General features: G+C 61.7%; 13 protein-coding genes. All 13 read right to left on the bottom strand.

Annotated features, from left to right (window positions below; genetic code table 11):
• Positions 1-45: 45 nt before the first annotated feature.
• Positions 46-567, bottom strand: a complete 522-nt coding sequence (locus tag BM160_RS03810; protein ID WP_092000748.1) for a YgjP-like metallopeptidase domain-containing protein — start codon at positions 565-567, stop codon at positions 46-48.
• 67 nt (positions 568-634) lie between these two features.
• A complete protein-coding gene (lysS, locus tag BM160_RS03805) occupies positions 635-2,194 on the bottom strand; it encodes a lysine--tRNA ligase (protein ID WP_092000745.1) in 1,560 nt (519 codons plus the stop codon).
• A 169-nt stretch (positions 2,195-2,363) separates the two neighbouring features.
• Positions 2,364-3,020 (bottom strand): LON peptidase substrate-binding domain-containing protein, encoded by a 657-nt coding sequence (locus tag BM160_RS03800; protein WP_092000742.1) that lies wholly within the window; start codon positions 3,018-3,020, stop codon positions 2,364-2,366.
• 97 nt (positions 3,021-3,117) lie between these two features.
• A complete protein-coding gene (gene accD / locus BM160_RS03795; RefSeq protein ID WP_092000739.1) occupies positions 3,118-3,990 on the bottom strand; it encodes an acetyl-CoA carboxylase, carboxyltransferase subunit beta in 873 nt (290 codons plus the stop codon).
• Positions 3,991-4,078: 88 nt separating this feature from the next.
• A complete protein-coding gene (gene trpA, locus BM160_RS03790) occupies positions 4,079-4,897 on the bottom strand; it encodes a tryptophan synthase subunit alpha (protein ID WP_092000737.1) in 819 nt (272 codons plus the stop codon).
• Positions 4,894-6,159, bottom strand: a complete 1,266-nt coding sequence (gene trpB / locus BM160_RS03785) for a tryptophan synthase subunit beta (RefSeq protein ID WP_092000733.1) — start codon at positions 6,157-6,159, stop codon at positions 4,894-4,896. Before trpB ends, trpA begins: the two co-directional genes overlap by 4 nt.
• Complete coding sequence (locus BM160_RS03780) at positions 6,137-6,859, bottom strand: phosphoribosylanthranilate isomerase (protein ID WP_092000730.1); 723 nt, start codon at positions 6,857-6,859, stop codon at positions 6,137-6,139. The genes trpB and BM160_RS03780 overlap by 23 nt, the downstream gene beginning before the upstream one ends.
• Positions 6,860-7,001: 142 nt before the next feature.
• Entirely contained in the window at positions 7,002-7,799 is a 798-nt protein-coding gene (gene truA, locus BM160_RS03775) for a tRNA pseudouridine(38-40) synthase TruA (protein ID WP_092001230.1), read from the bottom strand.
• 43 nt (positions 7,800-7,842) lie between these two features.
• A complete protein-coding gene (locus BM160_RS03770; RefSeq protein WP_092000727.1) occupies positions 7,843-10,416 on the bottom strand; it encodes a FimV/HubP family polar landmark protein in 2,574 nt (857 codons plus the stop codon).
• 252 nt (positions 10,417-10,668) lie between these two features.
• Positions 10,669-11,808, bottom strand: coding sequence for an aspartate-semialdehyde dehydrogenase (asd, locus tag BM160_RS03765; protein WP_092000724.1), 1,140 nt, complete (start codon positions 11,806-11,808; stop codon positions 10,669-10,671).
• Positions 11,809-12,093: 285 nt separating this feature from the next.
• Positions 12,094-13,164: a 3-isopropylmalate dehydrogenase gene (leuB, locus tag BM160_RS03760; protein WP_092000721.1), complete on the bottom strand. Its 1,071-nt coding sequence runs from the start codon at positions 13,162-13,164 to the stop codon at positions 12,094-12,096.
• Positions 13,165-13,242: 78 nt separating this feature from the next.
• Positions 13,243-13,893 carry a 3-isopropylmalate dehydratase small subunit gene (gene leuD, locus BM160_RS03755; RefSeq protein WP_092000717.1) on the bottom strand — a complete coding sequence of 217 codons (651 nt, stop codon included), beginning with the start codon at positions 13,891-13,893 and terminating at the stop codon, positions 13,243-13,245.
• 14 nt (positions 13,894-13,907) lie between these two features.
• The gene (gene leuC, locus BM160_RS03750; RefSeq protein ID WP_092000714.1) at positions 13,908-15,359 is read right to left on the bottom strand and encodes a 3-isopropylmalate dehydratase large subunit; all 1,452 of its coding nucleotides are present in this window, start codon (positions 15,357-15,359) and stop codon (positions 13,908-13,910) included.
• Between the last annotated feature and the right edge of the window lie 8 nt (positions 15,360-15,367).

The raw sequence follows: 15,367 nt of genomic DNA, 5'->3' as shown, positions 1-15,367 counted from the left end.
GTCCGGCCCGGGCGGCTATTGAGTCGTTGCTGGCGTGCAGCGGTTTCAGGCCGCAGGCCATTCCAGTTTGCCGACGGCGTCCAGGTGCGTCAGGTACACGCGCAGATCGAACTCGTACTGGTGGTAGTTGGGTTCCATATAGGTGCAGAGCTTGTAAAAAGCCTTGTCATGGCCTTTTTCCTTGATGTGCGCCAGCTCGTGCACCGTGATCATGCGCAGGAACTCCAGCGGCACTTCCTTGAACAGCGTGGCCACGCGGATTTCCCGTTTGGCCTTGAGCTTGTTGCCCTGCACGCGCGAGACGGTGGTGTGCGTGCCCAGCGCATGGGCAATCACGTGCAGCTTGCTGTCAAACGCCACCTTGGAGAGCGGCTCGGCGCTGCGCAGGAAGTCGTTCTTGAGGCCCATCACATAGTCGTACAAGGCCTTGTCGGTACGCACGCCATGCATCTGGGGGTATTTTTTCAGCAGCAGCTCGCTCAGCTTGTCCTGCTCCAGCAGGCGCTGCACCTGTTGCTTCAGGCTGTCGGGGTAGGCCGACAGGTATTTCAGCACGGGGGTCGTCATTTGCTATTAAATAAATAGCTGGCTGCGACCATCCAGTATGCGCTACAGCCATAAATCATGTAAATTTTCAAGCTTCGCGGCGCAGCGCCGGAAACAGGATCACATCGCGGATGCTGGGGCTGTCGGTCAGCAGCATCATCAGGCGGTCTATGCCCACGCCGCAGCCACCGGTGGGTGGCATGCCGTACTCGAGGGCGCGCACGAAGTCGTGGTCGTAGAACATGGCTTCATCGTCGCCGCTGTCCTTGGCCGCGACCTGGGCATTGAAGCGGGCGGCTTGCTCTTCGGCGTCGTTGAGCTCGCTGAAGCCGTTGCCGAACTCGCGGCCGGTGATGTAGAGCTCAAAGCGCTCGGTCACTTCCGGCCGGCTGTCGTTGGCGCGTGCCAGCGGCGAGATTTCCGTCGGGTGTTCCATGATGAAGGTCGGCTGCCAGAGCTTTTCTTCCACCAGTTCCTCAAAGTACAGCACCTGCAGGCTGGCCAGCGAACGGCTGGAGAGCCGGTCTTTTTCCTCGTTCATGCCCAGCTTCTTGAGGGCGTTGATCAACCAGACCGTGTCGTCCACCTGAGCGCCGGCCTCGGTGTGCTTGACGATGGCTTCGCGAATCGTCAGGCGCTCAAAGGGCTGGCTCAGGTCGACCGGTTTGCCGGCATAAGTCAGTTGCAGTGAGCCGCAGACTTTCTCGGCCGCATCGCGAATCAGGGCCTCGGTGAAGCTCATCAGGTCGGCGTAATTCCACCAGGCCGCGTAGAACTCCATCATGGTGAACTCGGGGTTGTGGCGCACGCTGATGCCTTCGTTGCGGTAGCTGCGGTTGATTTCAAACACGCGCTCAAAGCCGCCGACGATCAGGCGCTTGAGGTAGAGCTCGGGCGCGATGCGCAAAAACATCTCCTGGTCCAGCGCGTTGTGATGCGTCTTGAAGGGCTTGGCATTGGCGCCGCCCGGAATCGGGTGCAGCATGGGGGTTTCGACTTCCAGGAAGTCGTTGGCCACCATGAACTCGCGAATGCCGCTGACGGCCTTGCTGCGCGCCATGAAGCGCTTGCGTGCGGACTCGTCCATGATCAGGTCGACGTAGCGCTGGCGGTATTTGACTTCCTGGTCGGCCATGCCATGGAATTTGTCGGGCAGCGGGCGCAGGCTTTTGGTGACCAGGCGTATGCTGCTGGCGTTGATCGACAGCTCGCCGGTCTTGGTGCGAAACAGCGTGCCGGTGGCGGCCACGATATCGCCCAGATCCCAGTGCTTGAAGCTGCTGTGGACTTCCTCGCCCACGCCTTCGTTGTTGATGTAGAGCTGGATACGGCCGCCCGAGGGGCCAAAAGTGGCGTCCTGCAGGGTGGCGAAGCTGGCCTTGCCCATCACGCGCTTGAGCATCATGCGGCCCGCCACGCTGACCGTCACGGCCAGCTCGTCCAGCTCTTCCTTGGTTGTCTCGCCGTACTGCTCAAAAATGCTTTGCGCACGGTGTTCCGGCTTGATGTCGTTGGGAAACGCCACCCCTTTGCCTTCGGCCTGTGCCTGGCGCAGCGCCTTGAGTTTTTCGCGGCGCTCGACGATCAGCTGGTTCTCATCTTGCGCCACGGGGGCGGCGGCGGTGGGCGAATTTTCTTGTTTGGACATAAGGGTGGTGCTCAGGAAAGAGGGCTAAGAATGTCGGGCGCCAGCGCTGTCAAAAAAGAAGCGTAAAAAGCGCCGAATCTTTGATTTTAAGTTTTTCGGGAGAGCTTCCCGTTTGGCGGCCAGGAAAGACCTGTTTAGCGGGAAGTAGGGACCGGGCAGACGCCGGCTTTCAGAGCGAAATGCCGGTGCGATCCAGGATGTCACTGACCAGTTCCAGCCGCAGCAAGGGGTTGTCCAGCGCCATCAGGCGCTGTTTGAGCTCCACCGGCATGGGCAGTAGCTCACACCAGCGATTGGCGACCCAGCCGCAGTCGTCCATCTGGTAGGGCGGCAGCACCGGCATCTGGTCGGCGGGCAGCTCGCGCTCCTGCAAGTTTTTGATCAGCTTGCCCAGGGCAGCGGCGGTTTTCTGCAGATCGTCCGGAATGCTGACGCGCTGATCGTCTTCCAGCTGGCTGACGTCGGCAATCCACAAACCATGCTTGAGCTTTTCCTGGCGTGAGATTTCAAAGCGTTGCGTACCGACGCAGCGGATCATCATCAGGCCGGGCTGCGGCACCACCAGCTCGGTGATGGTGGCCAGGGTGCCGACGGCGCTGAAAGTCTCGTGCGCAAAGCCGTCGCCGGTTTGCGCCTCATCCCGTCGCCGCACTTCGGAGCCTTCGGTCAGCGCGACCACGCCGAAAGGCGCGCCGGTTTTGTGGCATTTACCAATCATGTCCAGGTAGCGGACCTCAAAAATCCGCAAGGGCAGCAGGCCGCCAGGGTAAAGCACCGTGCCCAGCGGAAACAGCGGTAGAGAGATCAGTTTCAGGGCTTCGGACATGCGTCAGGCTTCAAGTGGCAAGGTGGCACATCACCCCAGGCGGCAAGGGCTGACGCTGGCAAGGTCCGTCGGTCGCTCAAGGGTGGGGTGATCGTGCTCAGCTGACGGCATCGGCCGGCTGCTTGAGCAGCATGGCCAGCGAGCTGGCCACGGTCTTGCGCAGTTCGCGCCGGTCGCAGATAAAGTCGACCGCGCCCTTGGTTTGCAGGAATTCGGCGCGCTGAAAGCCTTGAGGCAGGGTCACACGAACGGTGGACTCGATGACGCGCGGGCCGGCAAAGCCGATCAAGGCCTTGGGCTCGGCAATCACGATGTCGCCCACGAAAGCAAAACCGGCGCTGACGCCACCCATGGTCGGGTCGGTCAGCACGCTGATGTAGGGCAGGCCTTTTTTCGCCAGGCGGGTCAGGGCGGCATTGGTCTTGGCCATTTGCATCAGGCTCAATAGGCCTTCCTGCATGCGCGCGCCGCCGGTGGCGGTGAAGCAGATGAAGGGTACTTTTTGCTCCATGGCCGTATGCACGCCGCGCACAAAGCGCTCGCCCACCACGCTGCCCATGCTGCCGCCCATGAAGTCGAATTCAAAGCAGGCGACGACGACGCCAATGCTATGCACCGCGCCGCCCATCACGATCAGCGCATCGGTTTCCTGGGTATTTTCCAGGGCCTCTTTCAGGCGCTCGGGGTATTTGCGGCTGTCCTTGAACTTGAGGGCATCGACCGGCAGCACTTCCTGGCCAATCTCGTAGCGGCCTTCGGCGTCCAGAAAAGCATCCAGCCGTGCCCGCGCGCCTATGCGGTGGTGGTGGCTGCACTGCGGGCAGACGTTCTGGTTTTTTTCCAGATCGGCCTTGTAGAGCACGGCTTCGCAGCTCGGGCATTTGATCCACAAGCCTTCGGGAATGCTGCGACGCTCGGTCGGGTTGGTGTGGCTGATTTTTGGGGGGAGTAGTTTTTCTAACCAAGACATGGTGTCGGTCCTTGTTGAGTCGCGCGGGCGCTAAGCCTGGGTCGCTGGACGAGTGCGTAATTATGCGCTGGCTTTCGTCCGCGATCAGTCAGTCCAGGGCGGTACGGATTTCTTTCAGAAAGTCATGAGCCACGGCGGCAACCTTGTCGCGCGGCTGGTTTTCAATCAGCTGGATGATCTTGCTGCCAATCACCACGGCGTCGGCCACCTTGCTGATGGCCTTGGCGGTGACGGCATCGCGGATGCCAAAGCCCACGCCCACCGGCACTTTCACATGCTGGCGAATCCGCGGCAGCATGGCTTCGACGGCTTCCACATCCAGCGCACCCGAGCCCGTCACGCCCTTGAGCGAGACGTAGTAGACATAACCGCTGGCGACTTCGGCCACCTGCGCCATACGGCTGTCGGTGCTGGTGGGGGCCAGCAAAAAGATCAAGTCCATGCCGTGCGCACGCAGCCTGGCGGCGAACTCCACGCACTCTTCGGGCGGGTAGTCGACGATCAGCATGCCGTCGACGCCGGCAGCGGCGGCGTCGCGCACAAAGGCGCTGTCGCCGCTGGCCTGCCGGTGCTTGATGTCGTAGCGCTCGACCGGATTGGCATAACCCATCAGCACCACGGGGGTGGTGTTGTCCTGGCTGCGGAAGGCGCGCACGATGTCCAGCACCTTGGCCAGGCCGATGCCATTGGCCAGGGCCTTTTCGCCGGCCTGCTGGATCACAGGGCCGTCGGCGCTGGGGTCGGAAAAGGGCACGCCCAGCTCGATCACGTCGGCGCCACCGGCCACCATGGCGTGCATCAGTTCGGGCGTGACATCGGCGAAGGGGAAACCCGCCGTCACATAGGGAATCAGCGCCTTGCGACCCTGGCTTTTGAGTTGGGAAAAGGTTGCTGCGATGCGGCTCATGATGGGGTCCCCGTGCCTTGGCCGCCCTTGACGGACAGTCCGCGCATGGATGGGCGGTCGTAGAAATCGGCGCCGGACAGGTCGGCTACCGTGCCTATGTCCTTGTCGCCACGGCCCGAGAGGTTGACCAGAATGCTTTGCTCGGGGCGCATGGTCTTGGCCAGCTTCATGGCGTAAGCCACGGCATGGCTGGATTCCAGCGCCGGAATGATGCCTTCGGTGCGGCACAGATAGTGGAAGGCCGCCAGCGCTTCGGTGTCGGTGATGCCGACATATTCGGCCCGGCCTATGTCCTTGAGGAGGGCATGCTCCGGGCCTACGCCGGGATAGTCCAGGCCGGCGCTGACGCTGTGCGTTTCGGTGACCTGGCCGTCTTCATTTTGCAAGACATAGGTGCGGTTGCCGTGCAGCACGCCGGGCAGGCCGCGCTGCAGCGAGGCGGAATGCTTGCCGCTGTCCAGGCCTTCGCCAGCGGCTTCCACGCCAATCAGTCGGGTGTTTTCGTGCGGGATGTAGGGGTGGAAAATACCCATGGCATTGCTGCCGCCGCCCACGCAGGCGACCACCGCGTCGGGTTGTCGGTTTCCAATGAACTCCGGCATCTGCGCAAGACACTCTGTGCCTATGACGCTCTGGAAGTCGCGCACCATCATGGGGTAGGGGTGGGGGCCGGCCACCGTGCCTATGATGTAGAAGGTGTTGTCGACGTTGGCGACCCAGTCGCGCATGGCCTCGTTGAGCGCATCTTTCAGCGTTTTGCTGCCGCTTTCGACCGGCACCACAGTGGCGCCCAGCAGGTTCATGCGATAGACATTGGGGCTTTGGCGTTTGACGTCTTCGCTGCCCATGTAAACCACGCACTCCAGGCCATAGCGGGCGCAAATGGTGGCGGTCGCCACACCGTGCTGGCCGGCGCCGGTTTCGGCAATGATGCGGGGCTTGCCCATGCGGCGCGCCAGCATGGCCTGGCCTATCACGTTGTTGATTTTGTGCGCGCCGGTGTGGTTGAGGTCTTCGCGCTTGAGGTAAATCTGCGCGCCGCCCTGTTCGCGGCTCATGCGCGCGGCGTGGTAGACGGGCGAGGGGCGACCCACAAAATGGGTCAGTTCGGAGTGAAATTCCGCGAGAAATTCCGCATCGTTCTGGTATTTGGCGTAAGCCGCTTTCAGCTCGTTGATCGCGTGGGTCAGGGTTTCAGAGACGAAACTGCCGCCGTAAATGCCGAAGTGACCGTTGGTGTCAGGTTGGTGATAGTCGAACATGATGAATGGGTTTCTTTGCAAGTTGTTCGTCGGCAGCGCGAACGGCTGCGACAAATTGAAAGATGGCGTCGGCGCTTTTGATGCCTTTGGCAATCTCGACGCCCGAGCTCACATCAACGGCCAGCGTTTTACAGCGCGGCCTGACTTGCAAAATGCCATCGATCACGTTTGCAGGCGTCAACCCACCAGACAAAACGAGGTGAGCGTTGACGCTTGGAGGTAGAAGTGACCAATTGAATGTTTTCCCGCCGCCGCCATAACCCTCGACATGGGCGTCGAGCAATATGGCTTGGGCAGCCTTGAAGTCTTCTGCGTATTTTACGAGATCGAAGCCTGTCCCGGCGGCGGCAGCACTTTCACCCAGGGGAATGCGTGCGGCGCGCATGAAGGGCCGGCCCGCCCGCAAGCAGTCTTGCGGCGACTCATCACCATGAAATTGGAGCAATGCGCTTGGTAGACGGGCGCAGTCAGCTACTATTTTTGTAGCGCTGGCGTTAACAAAGAGCAGTACAGGAGTGACAAAAGGCGGCAGACGGCGGGCCAACTCGGCGGCGCGTTCGGCCGTGATATGGCGAGGGCTGGGCTCATACATGACAAAGCCGACCGCGTCGGCGCCCGCCGCTACCACGGCGTCCACGTCTTCCTCGCGCGTCAGACCACAGATCTTGATGCGGGTGCGCAGAGGGTGTGAAGGGGTCATAGGCCAGCCCCCGATGGAGGACAGCGCAGAAGCTCTTCATTCCAGCCGGGGCCGCGGAACCGGCTTCGCCGGGCCGCAGGCGCAGCGGCCCCCTCAGGGGGCAGCGAGCCACGCGAAGCGGGGAGCGTGGGGGTTACATATTTCATGGCAGCCAATCATAGGCCGCAGTACGCGCCGGCAAGCCGAAATGGTCTTCATAGACCGGCCCCAGAAAATACAGACCATGGGGCGAGAAGGTGGGGGCGGCGACGTCACGGCTGCGTGCGGCCAGGACTTGGTCCAGCCACTCTGGCGCATGCTTGCCCTGGCCTATGGCCACCAGGCAACCCATGATGTTGCGGATCATGTGGTGCAAAAAGGCATTGGCCTCAAATTCGAAGCGCCAGTAGCACGATGAGTCCGAGCCGGTGCGCCGGGAGATATCTATCCTGCTGATGGTTTTGACTGGCGTCTTGGCCTGGCACTGGGCGGCGCGAAATGAGCTGAAATCGTGTTCGCCTATCAGGTAGGTGACGGCGGTTTGCATCGCCGCGCTATCCAGGGGACGGTAGACCCAGCCGACGCGCCCGGCTTCCACACTGGGGCGCACCGGGGACTCCAGCACCACATAGGCGTAGCGGCGCGCAATGGCGCTGCCCCGGGAGTGGAACTCATCCGGGACTTCACGCGCCCATTGAACCGCGATGTCGGATGGCAAAAATGCATTGACGCCGCGCACCCAGGAGCGGATGTCACGCTGCAGCAGGGTATCAAAGTGCACCACCTGCAGCAGCGCATGCACGCCGGCGTCGGTGCGGCCGGCGCACATGACACGCACCGGTTGGGCGGAAAACTTGCTTAAAGCCAGCTCCAGCTTGTCCTGAACGGTGTTGCCCGAAAGCTGGCTTTGCCAGCCTTCGTAAGCACTGCCGCCATAGCTGATACCGAGTGCGATTCTCACGGAAAACTCCACGCCGGCGAGCGCAGGGCGCTCGGGCCCGCGCTCACGACAGGGCGTTGAGAAACGCCTGTACCTTGACCTTCAGGGGCCCGCTGGCTTTGCTCAACACCTCATCGGCCAGCGATTTGGCACCATCCGGATCCCCCAGGGAGCGGAATTCTTCAGCCAGCAAGAACTTGATTTCAAGCGGGTCTTCGGGCGAGGCCGTCAAGGCATGCGCAGGTGCTTCTGTCGAAGGACCGAGATCCAGTGACAGCGCACTCAGATCGAACTCAAGCATGCCGTTGTCGGCGTGTGTCTGGGCGGGTGCAGGTTTGACGGGCTCGGGTGCTGCAAAAGGCTCGGACGTGAAACTCAGTTCGTCGGTGGGGAAGTCAAGCCCCGGGTGGGAAAGGTCAACTGCGGCGGCCGGATCAGCCACTGAGGCCGCAGGCAGTTCCGCCGTCGCGAGGTCGAAATTCAAGTCCAGGTCATCAAAGACCGGGTTTGGTGAAATGGCGGCGGGAGTGTCGACAGCATGCTCTGGTGCGGCAGGCGCAAAGGCTGAAATGCTGGCCGGGGCGGTGTGCAAACTCGGCTCATCGTCGGTCAGAGAGAAATCCAGGTCAAGATCCAGATCTATGTCGGCGCTAGCGGCCGTAGCAGCGGCTGCCGCAACTGACAGCGTTTGAGGCTGGTCCAGCGGCGCCGTGACTGCTGTTTTGACGGCGGGGGCTGCGTTATTTGCATGCGCGCTGCCGGTTTGGTACATCGGGTTGGCAGGATCCAGGTCGCGACCGATTTCCGAGATATAAGCCCACTCGGGGCCGAAACCCTGCGTCAGGTTGAAGGCCTCCACGGCCACGCCTTCAAACGCCTTGCTGTCGCGACGTTTGCCGTAAATTTCGAGCAGCTTGGCATGGATGGCAACACGCGTGGGGCTGGTGTGCAGGGCTTCCTTGAGGATTTCCTCGGCTTGCAGATCGCGTCCGTAGGCCAGGTAAACATCGGCTTCGGCGACCGGATCCACATCGCCTGCTGCATCCAGCTGGCTGGAAGAGTAAGCCAGCGACGAGCCCGTGACGTTGCTTTCACTGGTGTCAATGCGCTGGCCACCGCTGGCGCCGAAGAAAGAGTCGGGTTGCAGGCGGCTTTCCAGGAAGGAGCTGTCCACTTGACCATTCTTGTTGCGCTGGCGGTAGCGGTACAAGCCCAAGCCTGCCAATAGCGCCAACAGGCCCGCTGCGCCAGGCAACAGCAAAGGATTGTCGAGTACGCTGTCAATCAAGCTGGATTCCGGTTGCGGTTGGGCACTCGGTACGGGTTTGGGGGCTGCCACGGCGACGGCACTGGCCGGCGAAGCCGCGGCACTGGCTGCCTGCAGGGCGGGCACTGGCTCAGCCGCTGGCGTTGCCGCGCTGCTGCTCGGGGCTGAACTGGGCACGGCGGCGGGGGCCGCTAGGACTGAAGTGGCTGATACGGCCGCTACAGGTGCGGTGGCCGTACTGGCAGCGGTAGGAGGCGCGCTTAATTTATTGAGATCGTCGATGTTTTTGGACAGCTCCGCCATGCGGCTGGCGGTGTCTTTGGCCTGCTTGTCCGTGGCAATCTTGTCCTCGAGCGTGGCGGCGGGCTTGCCTTGAATCGCTCCTTTGGAGAGGGTCAGCTTGTCGGGCGTGGCGTTGGCTGGCGCGCGGTCTTCAACCTTGGCTTGCACCTTGCCGCCGGCTTGGCGGTCTGCGCTGGCGACTTGCGTGGCCGGCACGTTTTCTGCCAGTTTGCGGCGAAATGCGTTGAAATCCTTGCTTTGGGCAACGATGGTCTGGCTGGCCTCACCAGGGGAGACAGCGCTGGCGGCTTCCGCACTGGGAACATCCAGTACCGCGCCAGACTTGATCCGGTTGATGTTGCCGCCAATGAAGGCCTCGGGGTTGCTCCTGAGCAAGGCTACCAGCATCTGGTCCAGCGAGACGCTGGCGGCCTTGTTTTGTGCGGCAATCTTGCTGGCGGTGTCTCCGGCTTTCACGGTGATTTGTTTGTCGCCAGCAGCTGCTTTCTCAATCTGGATCGGCTTGGGGGCAGGCGCTTTGGCTAGCGGTGCAGGGCGGGCCGCAGGTGCTGGCTGGGTGGCCTGGGGTCTGGCGGGTAGCGTTGCAATGGGGGCTACGGGTCGTGACAGCATTGGGGCGGTAGGTGCCGCCGCAATGGCGCTGTTGGCGCGCAAGTTGGGCGGGTCGAACAGCATGGTGTAGTCGCGGCTGATGCGTCCCGAGGCCCAGTTGGCCTGAAGTATCAGGTCCACGAAAGGCTCGGTGATGGGCCGGCTGCTGCTCAGGCGCAGATAAGCCCGACCGTCCGCACGGCGCTGCAAATTGATTTCCAGTCCGGTCAGCGCAGTGGTGTATTCAAGCCCCGCAGCCTTGAAGCTATCCACGGGGGCTACGCCTGCTCGCAGGCTGGCGGCCTCTTCTGTCGTGATGTCTGGAATGTCAATTTCTGCGCGCAGAGGCTCACCCAGGGCAGATTGCACCGTGATTCGGCCCAGTGCCAAAGCATGCGCCTCCAGGCTCGCCACGCTACCCAGCAACGCAATGGCACTTGCCAAGGCGCCAATACGCCAACGACCGCGATTATTCATGGGGTTTTGAGCCTCCGGTGCTCGGTCAACATGTAACTTAATTCTGGTTAAACGCACAAAAAGCCTTGATGCGAATTTTCGAAAAACAACCTTAACATCAAGGCATTAGGCTGACAAGCTAAGACATCGCTTAAGTTTTGACACGACGATTTAGCACCAGATTGCAAGTTTTAATTGTTGTCTGCTGACAACGTCTTGTAACAGTTGCTGGCGAGGATTGACCGCTGGTTGCGGCCAATCCTTTTGCCAGGTTCAGGCCTGTAACAGGATGCGCAGCATGCGGCGCAGCGGCTCGGCGGCACCCCATAGCAACTGGTCGCCGACAGTGAAGGCACCCAGGTATTCTGGCCCCATGGCCAGCTTGCGCAGGCGGCCGACCGGAATCTGCATGGTGCCGGTGACGGCCACAGGTGTCAGGTCTTTGATGGAGGCTTCGCGCGTGTTGGGCACCACTTTGACCCATTCGTTATCGGCGGCGATCATGGCTTCGATGTCGGCCAGCGGCACGTCTTTCTTGAGCTTGAAGGTCAGCGCCTGGCTGTGGCAGCGCATGGCACCAATGCGCACGCAAAAGCCATCGACCGGCGTTTCGGCCGTGCCAAAGCTCGCGCCCTGACCCAGAATCTTGTTGGTCTCGGCGCCGCCCTTCCATTCTTCCTTGCTCATGCCGTCGCCCAGGTCCTTGTCGATCCAGGGGATCAGCGAGCCGCCCAGCGGAACGCCGAAGTTGGCGGTTTCACCGGTGCTCAGCGACTGCTGCTTGGCCAGGATGCGGCGGTCGATTTCCAGGATGGCCGATTTCGGGTCGTCCAGAAGCGCCTTGACTTCGCCGTTGAGCGTGCCGAATTGCGTCAGCAGCTCGCGCATGTGCTGGGCACCACCGCCGGAAGCGGCCTGGTAGGTCATGCTGGTCATCCACTCGACCAGGCCGGCCTTGTACAGCGCGCCCACGCCCATCAGCATGCAGCTGACGGTGCAGTTGCCGCCCACCCAGTTGTTGCCGCCCTTGGCCATGGCATTTTGGATGACGGGCAGATTCACCGGGTCCAGGATGATGACGGCGTCGTCGTTCATGCGCAGCGTGGAGGCGGCGTCAATCCAGTGGCCGGTCCAGCCGGCAGCGCGCAGCTTGGGGAAAACCTCGCTGGTGTAGTCGCCGCCCTGCGCGGTGATGATGATGTCGCACTTCTTCAGGGCCTCGATGTCGTAGGCGTCTTTCAGCGTGGTTTCATTCTTGGCCTGGGCCGGGGCTTTGCCGCCGGCGTTGGAGGTCGAGAAGAAAACCGGTTCGATCAGCTCGAAGTCGCCTTCGGCTTGCATGCGGTCGATCAACACCGAACCCACCATGCCGCGCCAGCCGACGAGTCCTGTGAGGTTGCCTTTGAGTTTCATGGGATTGCCCTTCAAAAAGTACGAAAAAAAACGGCTTTTTGGTCCGGCTCATCGAGCCAGCGGGCACGACGAACCGGGCTTGCTAGCCTTTAATGGTGGTCGTTTTGGTGATCTGGATCAAAACCGGCGCCGCACGTCCCGCACGCAAGGCGGCGAGGCAGTGGGAAATGGCGGGACTTTGATACATGGTTGAGATTGTAGCCAGGCTTGCCATCAGGCCGGCCTGGGCTTTTGGGCAAACCACCGTCACAACGTGGATTTGAGGTGGTTTGCTGCGAAAAAACGTCAGTTCAGCGCCTTCACCACCGCGTCGCCCATTTCCACGGTGCCGACACGGGTGGTGCCTTCGCTGTAGATGTCAGGCGTGCGCAGGCCCTGGCTCAGTACGGCGTCCACGGCTTTTTCAATGCGGGCGGCGGCTTCTGGCTGGTTCAGGCTGAAGCGCAGCATCATGGCGGCGCTCAAAATCGTCGCCAATGGATTGGCCACGCCTTTACCGGCGATGTCGGGCGCGCTGCCGTGGCTGGGTTCGTACAAGCCCTGGTTCTTGGCGTTCAGGCTGGCCGAAGGCAGCATGCCTATGGAGCCGGTCAGCATGGCAGCTGCGTCGGAGAGGATGTCGCCAAACATATTGCCGGTGACCACCACGTCGAATTTCTTGGGTGCCTTGACCAGCTGCATGGCGGCGTTGTCCACATACATGTGGTCCAGCGCGACGTCGGGATACTCTTTGCCGACCTCTGTGACGACATCTTTCCAGAGCTGAAAGGTTTCCAGCACATTGGCCTTGTCGACGCTGGTCACGCGCTTGCTGCGCTTGCGGGCGGCCTGGAAGGCCACATGGGCGATGCGTTCGATTTCTGGGCGCGAGTAGCGCATGGTGTCGAAGGCTTCTTCGCTGCCCGGGAAGTGTCCGTCTGGCGAAACCCGGCGGCCGCGCGGCTGGCCAAAGTAGATATCTCCGGTCAGCTCGCGAATGATCAGGATGTCCAGGCCGGAGACCAGCTCACGCTTCAGGCTGGAGGCGTCCACCAGCTGCGGGTAGCAAATGGCGGGACGGAAGTTGGCGAACAACCCCAAGTTTTTGCGCAGACCGAGGATGGCTTGCTCGGGCCGCAGCGGGCGGTCCAGCGTGTCGTATTTCCAGTCGCCGACCGCGCCGAACAGCACGGCGTCCGATTCCTTGGCCAGCTTGAGCGTGGCCTCAGGCAGCGGGTGGCCATGGGCGTCGTAAGCGGCGCCGCCGACCAGGGCGGTTTCGGTTTCAAAACGAAGATCCAGCGCCTTCAGGACCTTGACGGCCTCGGCGACGATTTCGGTGCCTATGCCATCACCCGGGAGAATTGCGATTTTCATGGTTACTATCTTTTTGGTAGCTGCTTGCACCCGTATCTATTGGGTTAGAGCATTATTTGATCTATAAATGGCGAAATTTCAGCCGGCAACGGTGTGCGCCAGCCAGGGCTTGGTCGCCAGACGCTCGGCCTCGAAGGCCTTGATCTTGTCGCTTTGGCGCAGGGTCAGGCCGATGTCGTCAAAACCGTTGAGCAGGCAGTATTTGCGAAAGGCCTGCACGTCAAACGGCAGTTCCTCGCCCTGTGGCTTGACGATGACCTGGCGCTCCAGGTCCACCGTGAGCTTATAGCCGGGGAAGGCCAGGGCTTCGTCAAACAGCTGGGCCACCTGGGCTTCTGGCAGGACGATGGGCAAGAGGCCGTTCTTGAAGCTGTTGTTGAAAAAGATGTCGGCGTAGCTGGGGGCAATGATGCAGCGAAAGCCGAACTGGTCCAGCGCCCAGGGCGCGTGTTCGCGCGAGGAGCCGCAGCCAAAGTTCTTGCGCGCCAGCAGGATGGACGCGCCTTTGTAGCGCGGCTGGTTCAGCACGAAGTCGGGGTTGGGCTTGCGGCTGGCCGGGTCCTGGCCGGGAAAGCCGGCATCCAGGTAGCGCCATTCGTCAAACAGGTTGACGCCAAAGCCGGTTTTTTTGATCGACTTGAGGAACTGCTTGGGAATGATAGCGTCGGTGTCGACATTCTCGCGGTCCATGGGCGCGACCAGGCCTTGGTGTACGGTGAATTTCTGCATGATGCGGGCCTTGTTCAGGAGAATTTGCGGATGTCGACGAAGTGGCCGTGCACGGCCGCGGCGGCGGCCATGGCCGGGCTGACCAGATGGGTGCGGCCGCCGGCGCCCTGCCGGCCTTCGAAGTTGCGGTTGCTGGTCGAGGCACAGCGCTCGCCCGGCTCCAGCCGGTCGGCATTCATGGCCAGGCACATGGAGCAGCCGGGTTCGCGCCATTCAAAGCCGGCGGCCTTGAAGATCACATCCAGGCCTTCGCGCTCGGCCTGTTCCTTGACCAGGCCGGAGCCCGGTACCACCATGGCCAGCTTGATGTTCTTGGCCACTTTCTGGCCCAGCTTCTTGACGACGGCGGCGGCTTCGCGCATGTCTTCGATGCGGCTGTTGGTGCAGGAGCCGATGAAGACCTTGTCAACGTAGAGGTCGTTCAGCGCCTTGCCCGGCTCCAGGCCCATGTAGGTGAGTGCACGCTCAATCGCGCCGCGCTTGTTGGCGTCTTTTTCCTTGTCGGGATCGGGCACCCGGCCTTCAATGGACAAGACCATCTCGGGCGAGGTGCCCCAGGTGACTTGCGGCAGGATCTGGCTGGCATCGAGCTCGACCACGGCGTCAAATGTCGCGTCGGCATCGGAGTGCAAGGTCGCCCAGTACTGAACGGCTTGGTCCCACTCGACGCCCCCCACAAACTGGCCAGTTTGTGCATCCGTTCCGGGCGCCAGCAGGCGGCCCTTCACGTAATCTATGGTTTTCTGATCAACCGCCACCAGGCCGGCGCGGGCGCCGCCTTCGATGGCCATGTTGCAGACCGTCATGCGGCCCTCCATGCTGAGCTCGCGGATGGCAGCGCCGGCGAATTCTATGGTGTAGCCGGTGCCACCTGCCGTACCGATTTTTCCAATAATCGCCAGCACGATGTCCTTGGCGGTCACGCCGGGGGTGCATTTGCCCTCGACCTTGATCAGCATGTTCTTGGCTTTTTTGGCCAGCAGGGTTTGCGTGGCCATGACATGCTCGACCTCGCTGGTGCCGATGCCGTGCGCCAACGCGCCAAACGCGCCATGGGTGGAGGTGTGCGAGTCACCGCACACCACGGTCATGCCGGGCAGGGTGGCACCGTTTTCGGGGCCAATCACATGGACGATGCCCTGGCGTTTGGACATGAAGGGGAAAAAGGCGGCGGCGCCGAATTCCTTGATGTTGGCGTCCAGCGTGGTGATCTGCTCCTTGCTGACCAGGTCGGTGATGCCGTCATAGCCCAGCTCCCAGCCGGTGGTGGGCGTGTTGTGGTCGGCCGTGGCGACAATGGAGCTGATGCGCCAGACCTTGCGGCCGGCTTCGCGCAGGCCTTCGAAGGCTTGCGGGCTGGTGACTTCATGCACCAGGTGGCGGTCTATGTACAGAATGGCCGTGCCGTCTTCTTCGGTGTGAACAACGTGCTCGTCCCAGATCTTGTCGTAAAGGGTGCGTCCCATGGGTTTTC

Source organism: Polaromonas sp. OV174, assembly GCF_900112285.1.
Taxonomy (GTDB): Bacteria; Pseudomonadota; Gammaproteobacteria; order Burkholderiales; family Burkholderiaceae_C; genus Polaromonas.
The sequence above is the reverse complement of the archived record's forward strand: the minus strand, read 5'-3'. Positions and strand labels throughout refer to the sequence as shown.

Coding starts and splice junctions, on each gene's coding strand:
- BM160_RS03770 (WP_092000727.1), bottom strand. CDS start 10,416: ATGAATAATCGCGGTCGTTGGCGTATTGGCGCCTTGGCAAGTGCCATT.
- accD (WP_092000739.1), bottom strand. CDS start 3,990: ATGTCTTGGTTAGAAAAACTACTCCCCCCAAAAATCAGCCACACCAAC.
- leuD (WP_092000717.1), bottom strand. CDS start 13,893: ATGCAGAAATTCACCGTACACCAAGGCCTGGTCGCGCCCATGGACCGC.
- leuB (WP_092000721.1), bottom strand. CDS start 13,164: ATGAAAATCGCAATTCTCCCGGGTGATGGCATAGGCACCGAAATCGTC.
- lysS (WP_092000745.1), bottom strand. CDS start 2,194: ATGTCCAAACAAGAAAATTCGCCCACCGCCGCCGCCCCCGTGGCGCAA.
- asd (WP_092000724.1), bottom strand. CDS start 11,808: ATGAAACTCAAAGGCAACCTCACAGGACTCGTCGGCTGGCGCGGCATG.
- trpA (WP_092000737.1), bottom strand. CDS start 4,897: ATGAGCCGCATCGCAGCAACCTTTTCCCAACTCAAAAGCCAGGGTCGC.
- leuC (WP_092000714.1), bottom strand. CDS start 15,359: ATGGGACGCACCCTTTACGACAAGATCTGGGACGAGCACGTTGTTCAC.
- BM160_RS03810 (WP_092000748.1), bottom strand. CDS start 567: ATGACGACCCCCGTGCTGAAATACCTGTCGGCCTACCCCGACAGCCTG.
- BM160_RS03800 (WP_092000742.1), bottom strand. CDS start 3,020: ATGTCCGAAGCCCTGAAACTGATCTCTCTACCGCTGTTTCCGCTGGGC.
- trpB (WP_092000733.1), bottom strand. CDS start 6,159: ATGTTCGACTATCACCAACCTGACACCAACGGTCACTTCGGCATTTAC.
- BM160_RS03780 (WP_092000730.1), bottom strand. CDS start 6,859: ATGACCCCTTCACACCCTCTGCGCACCCGCATCAAGATCTGTGGTCTG.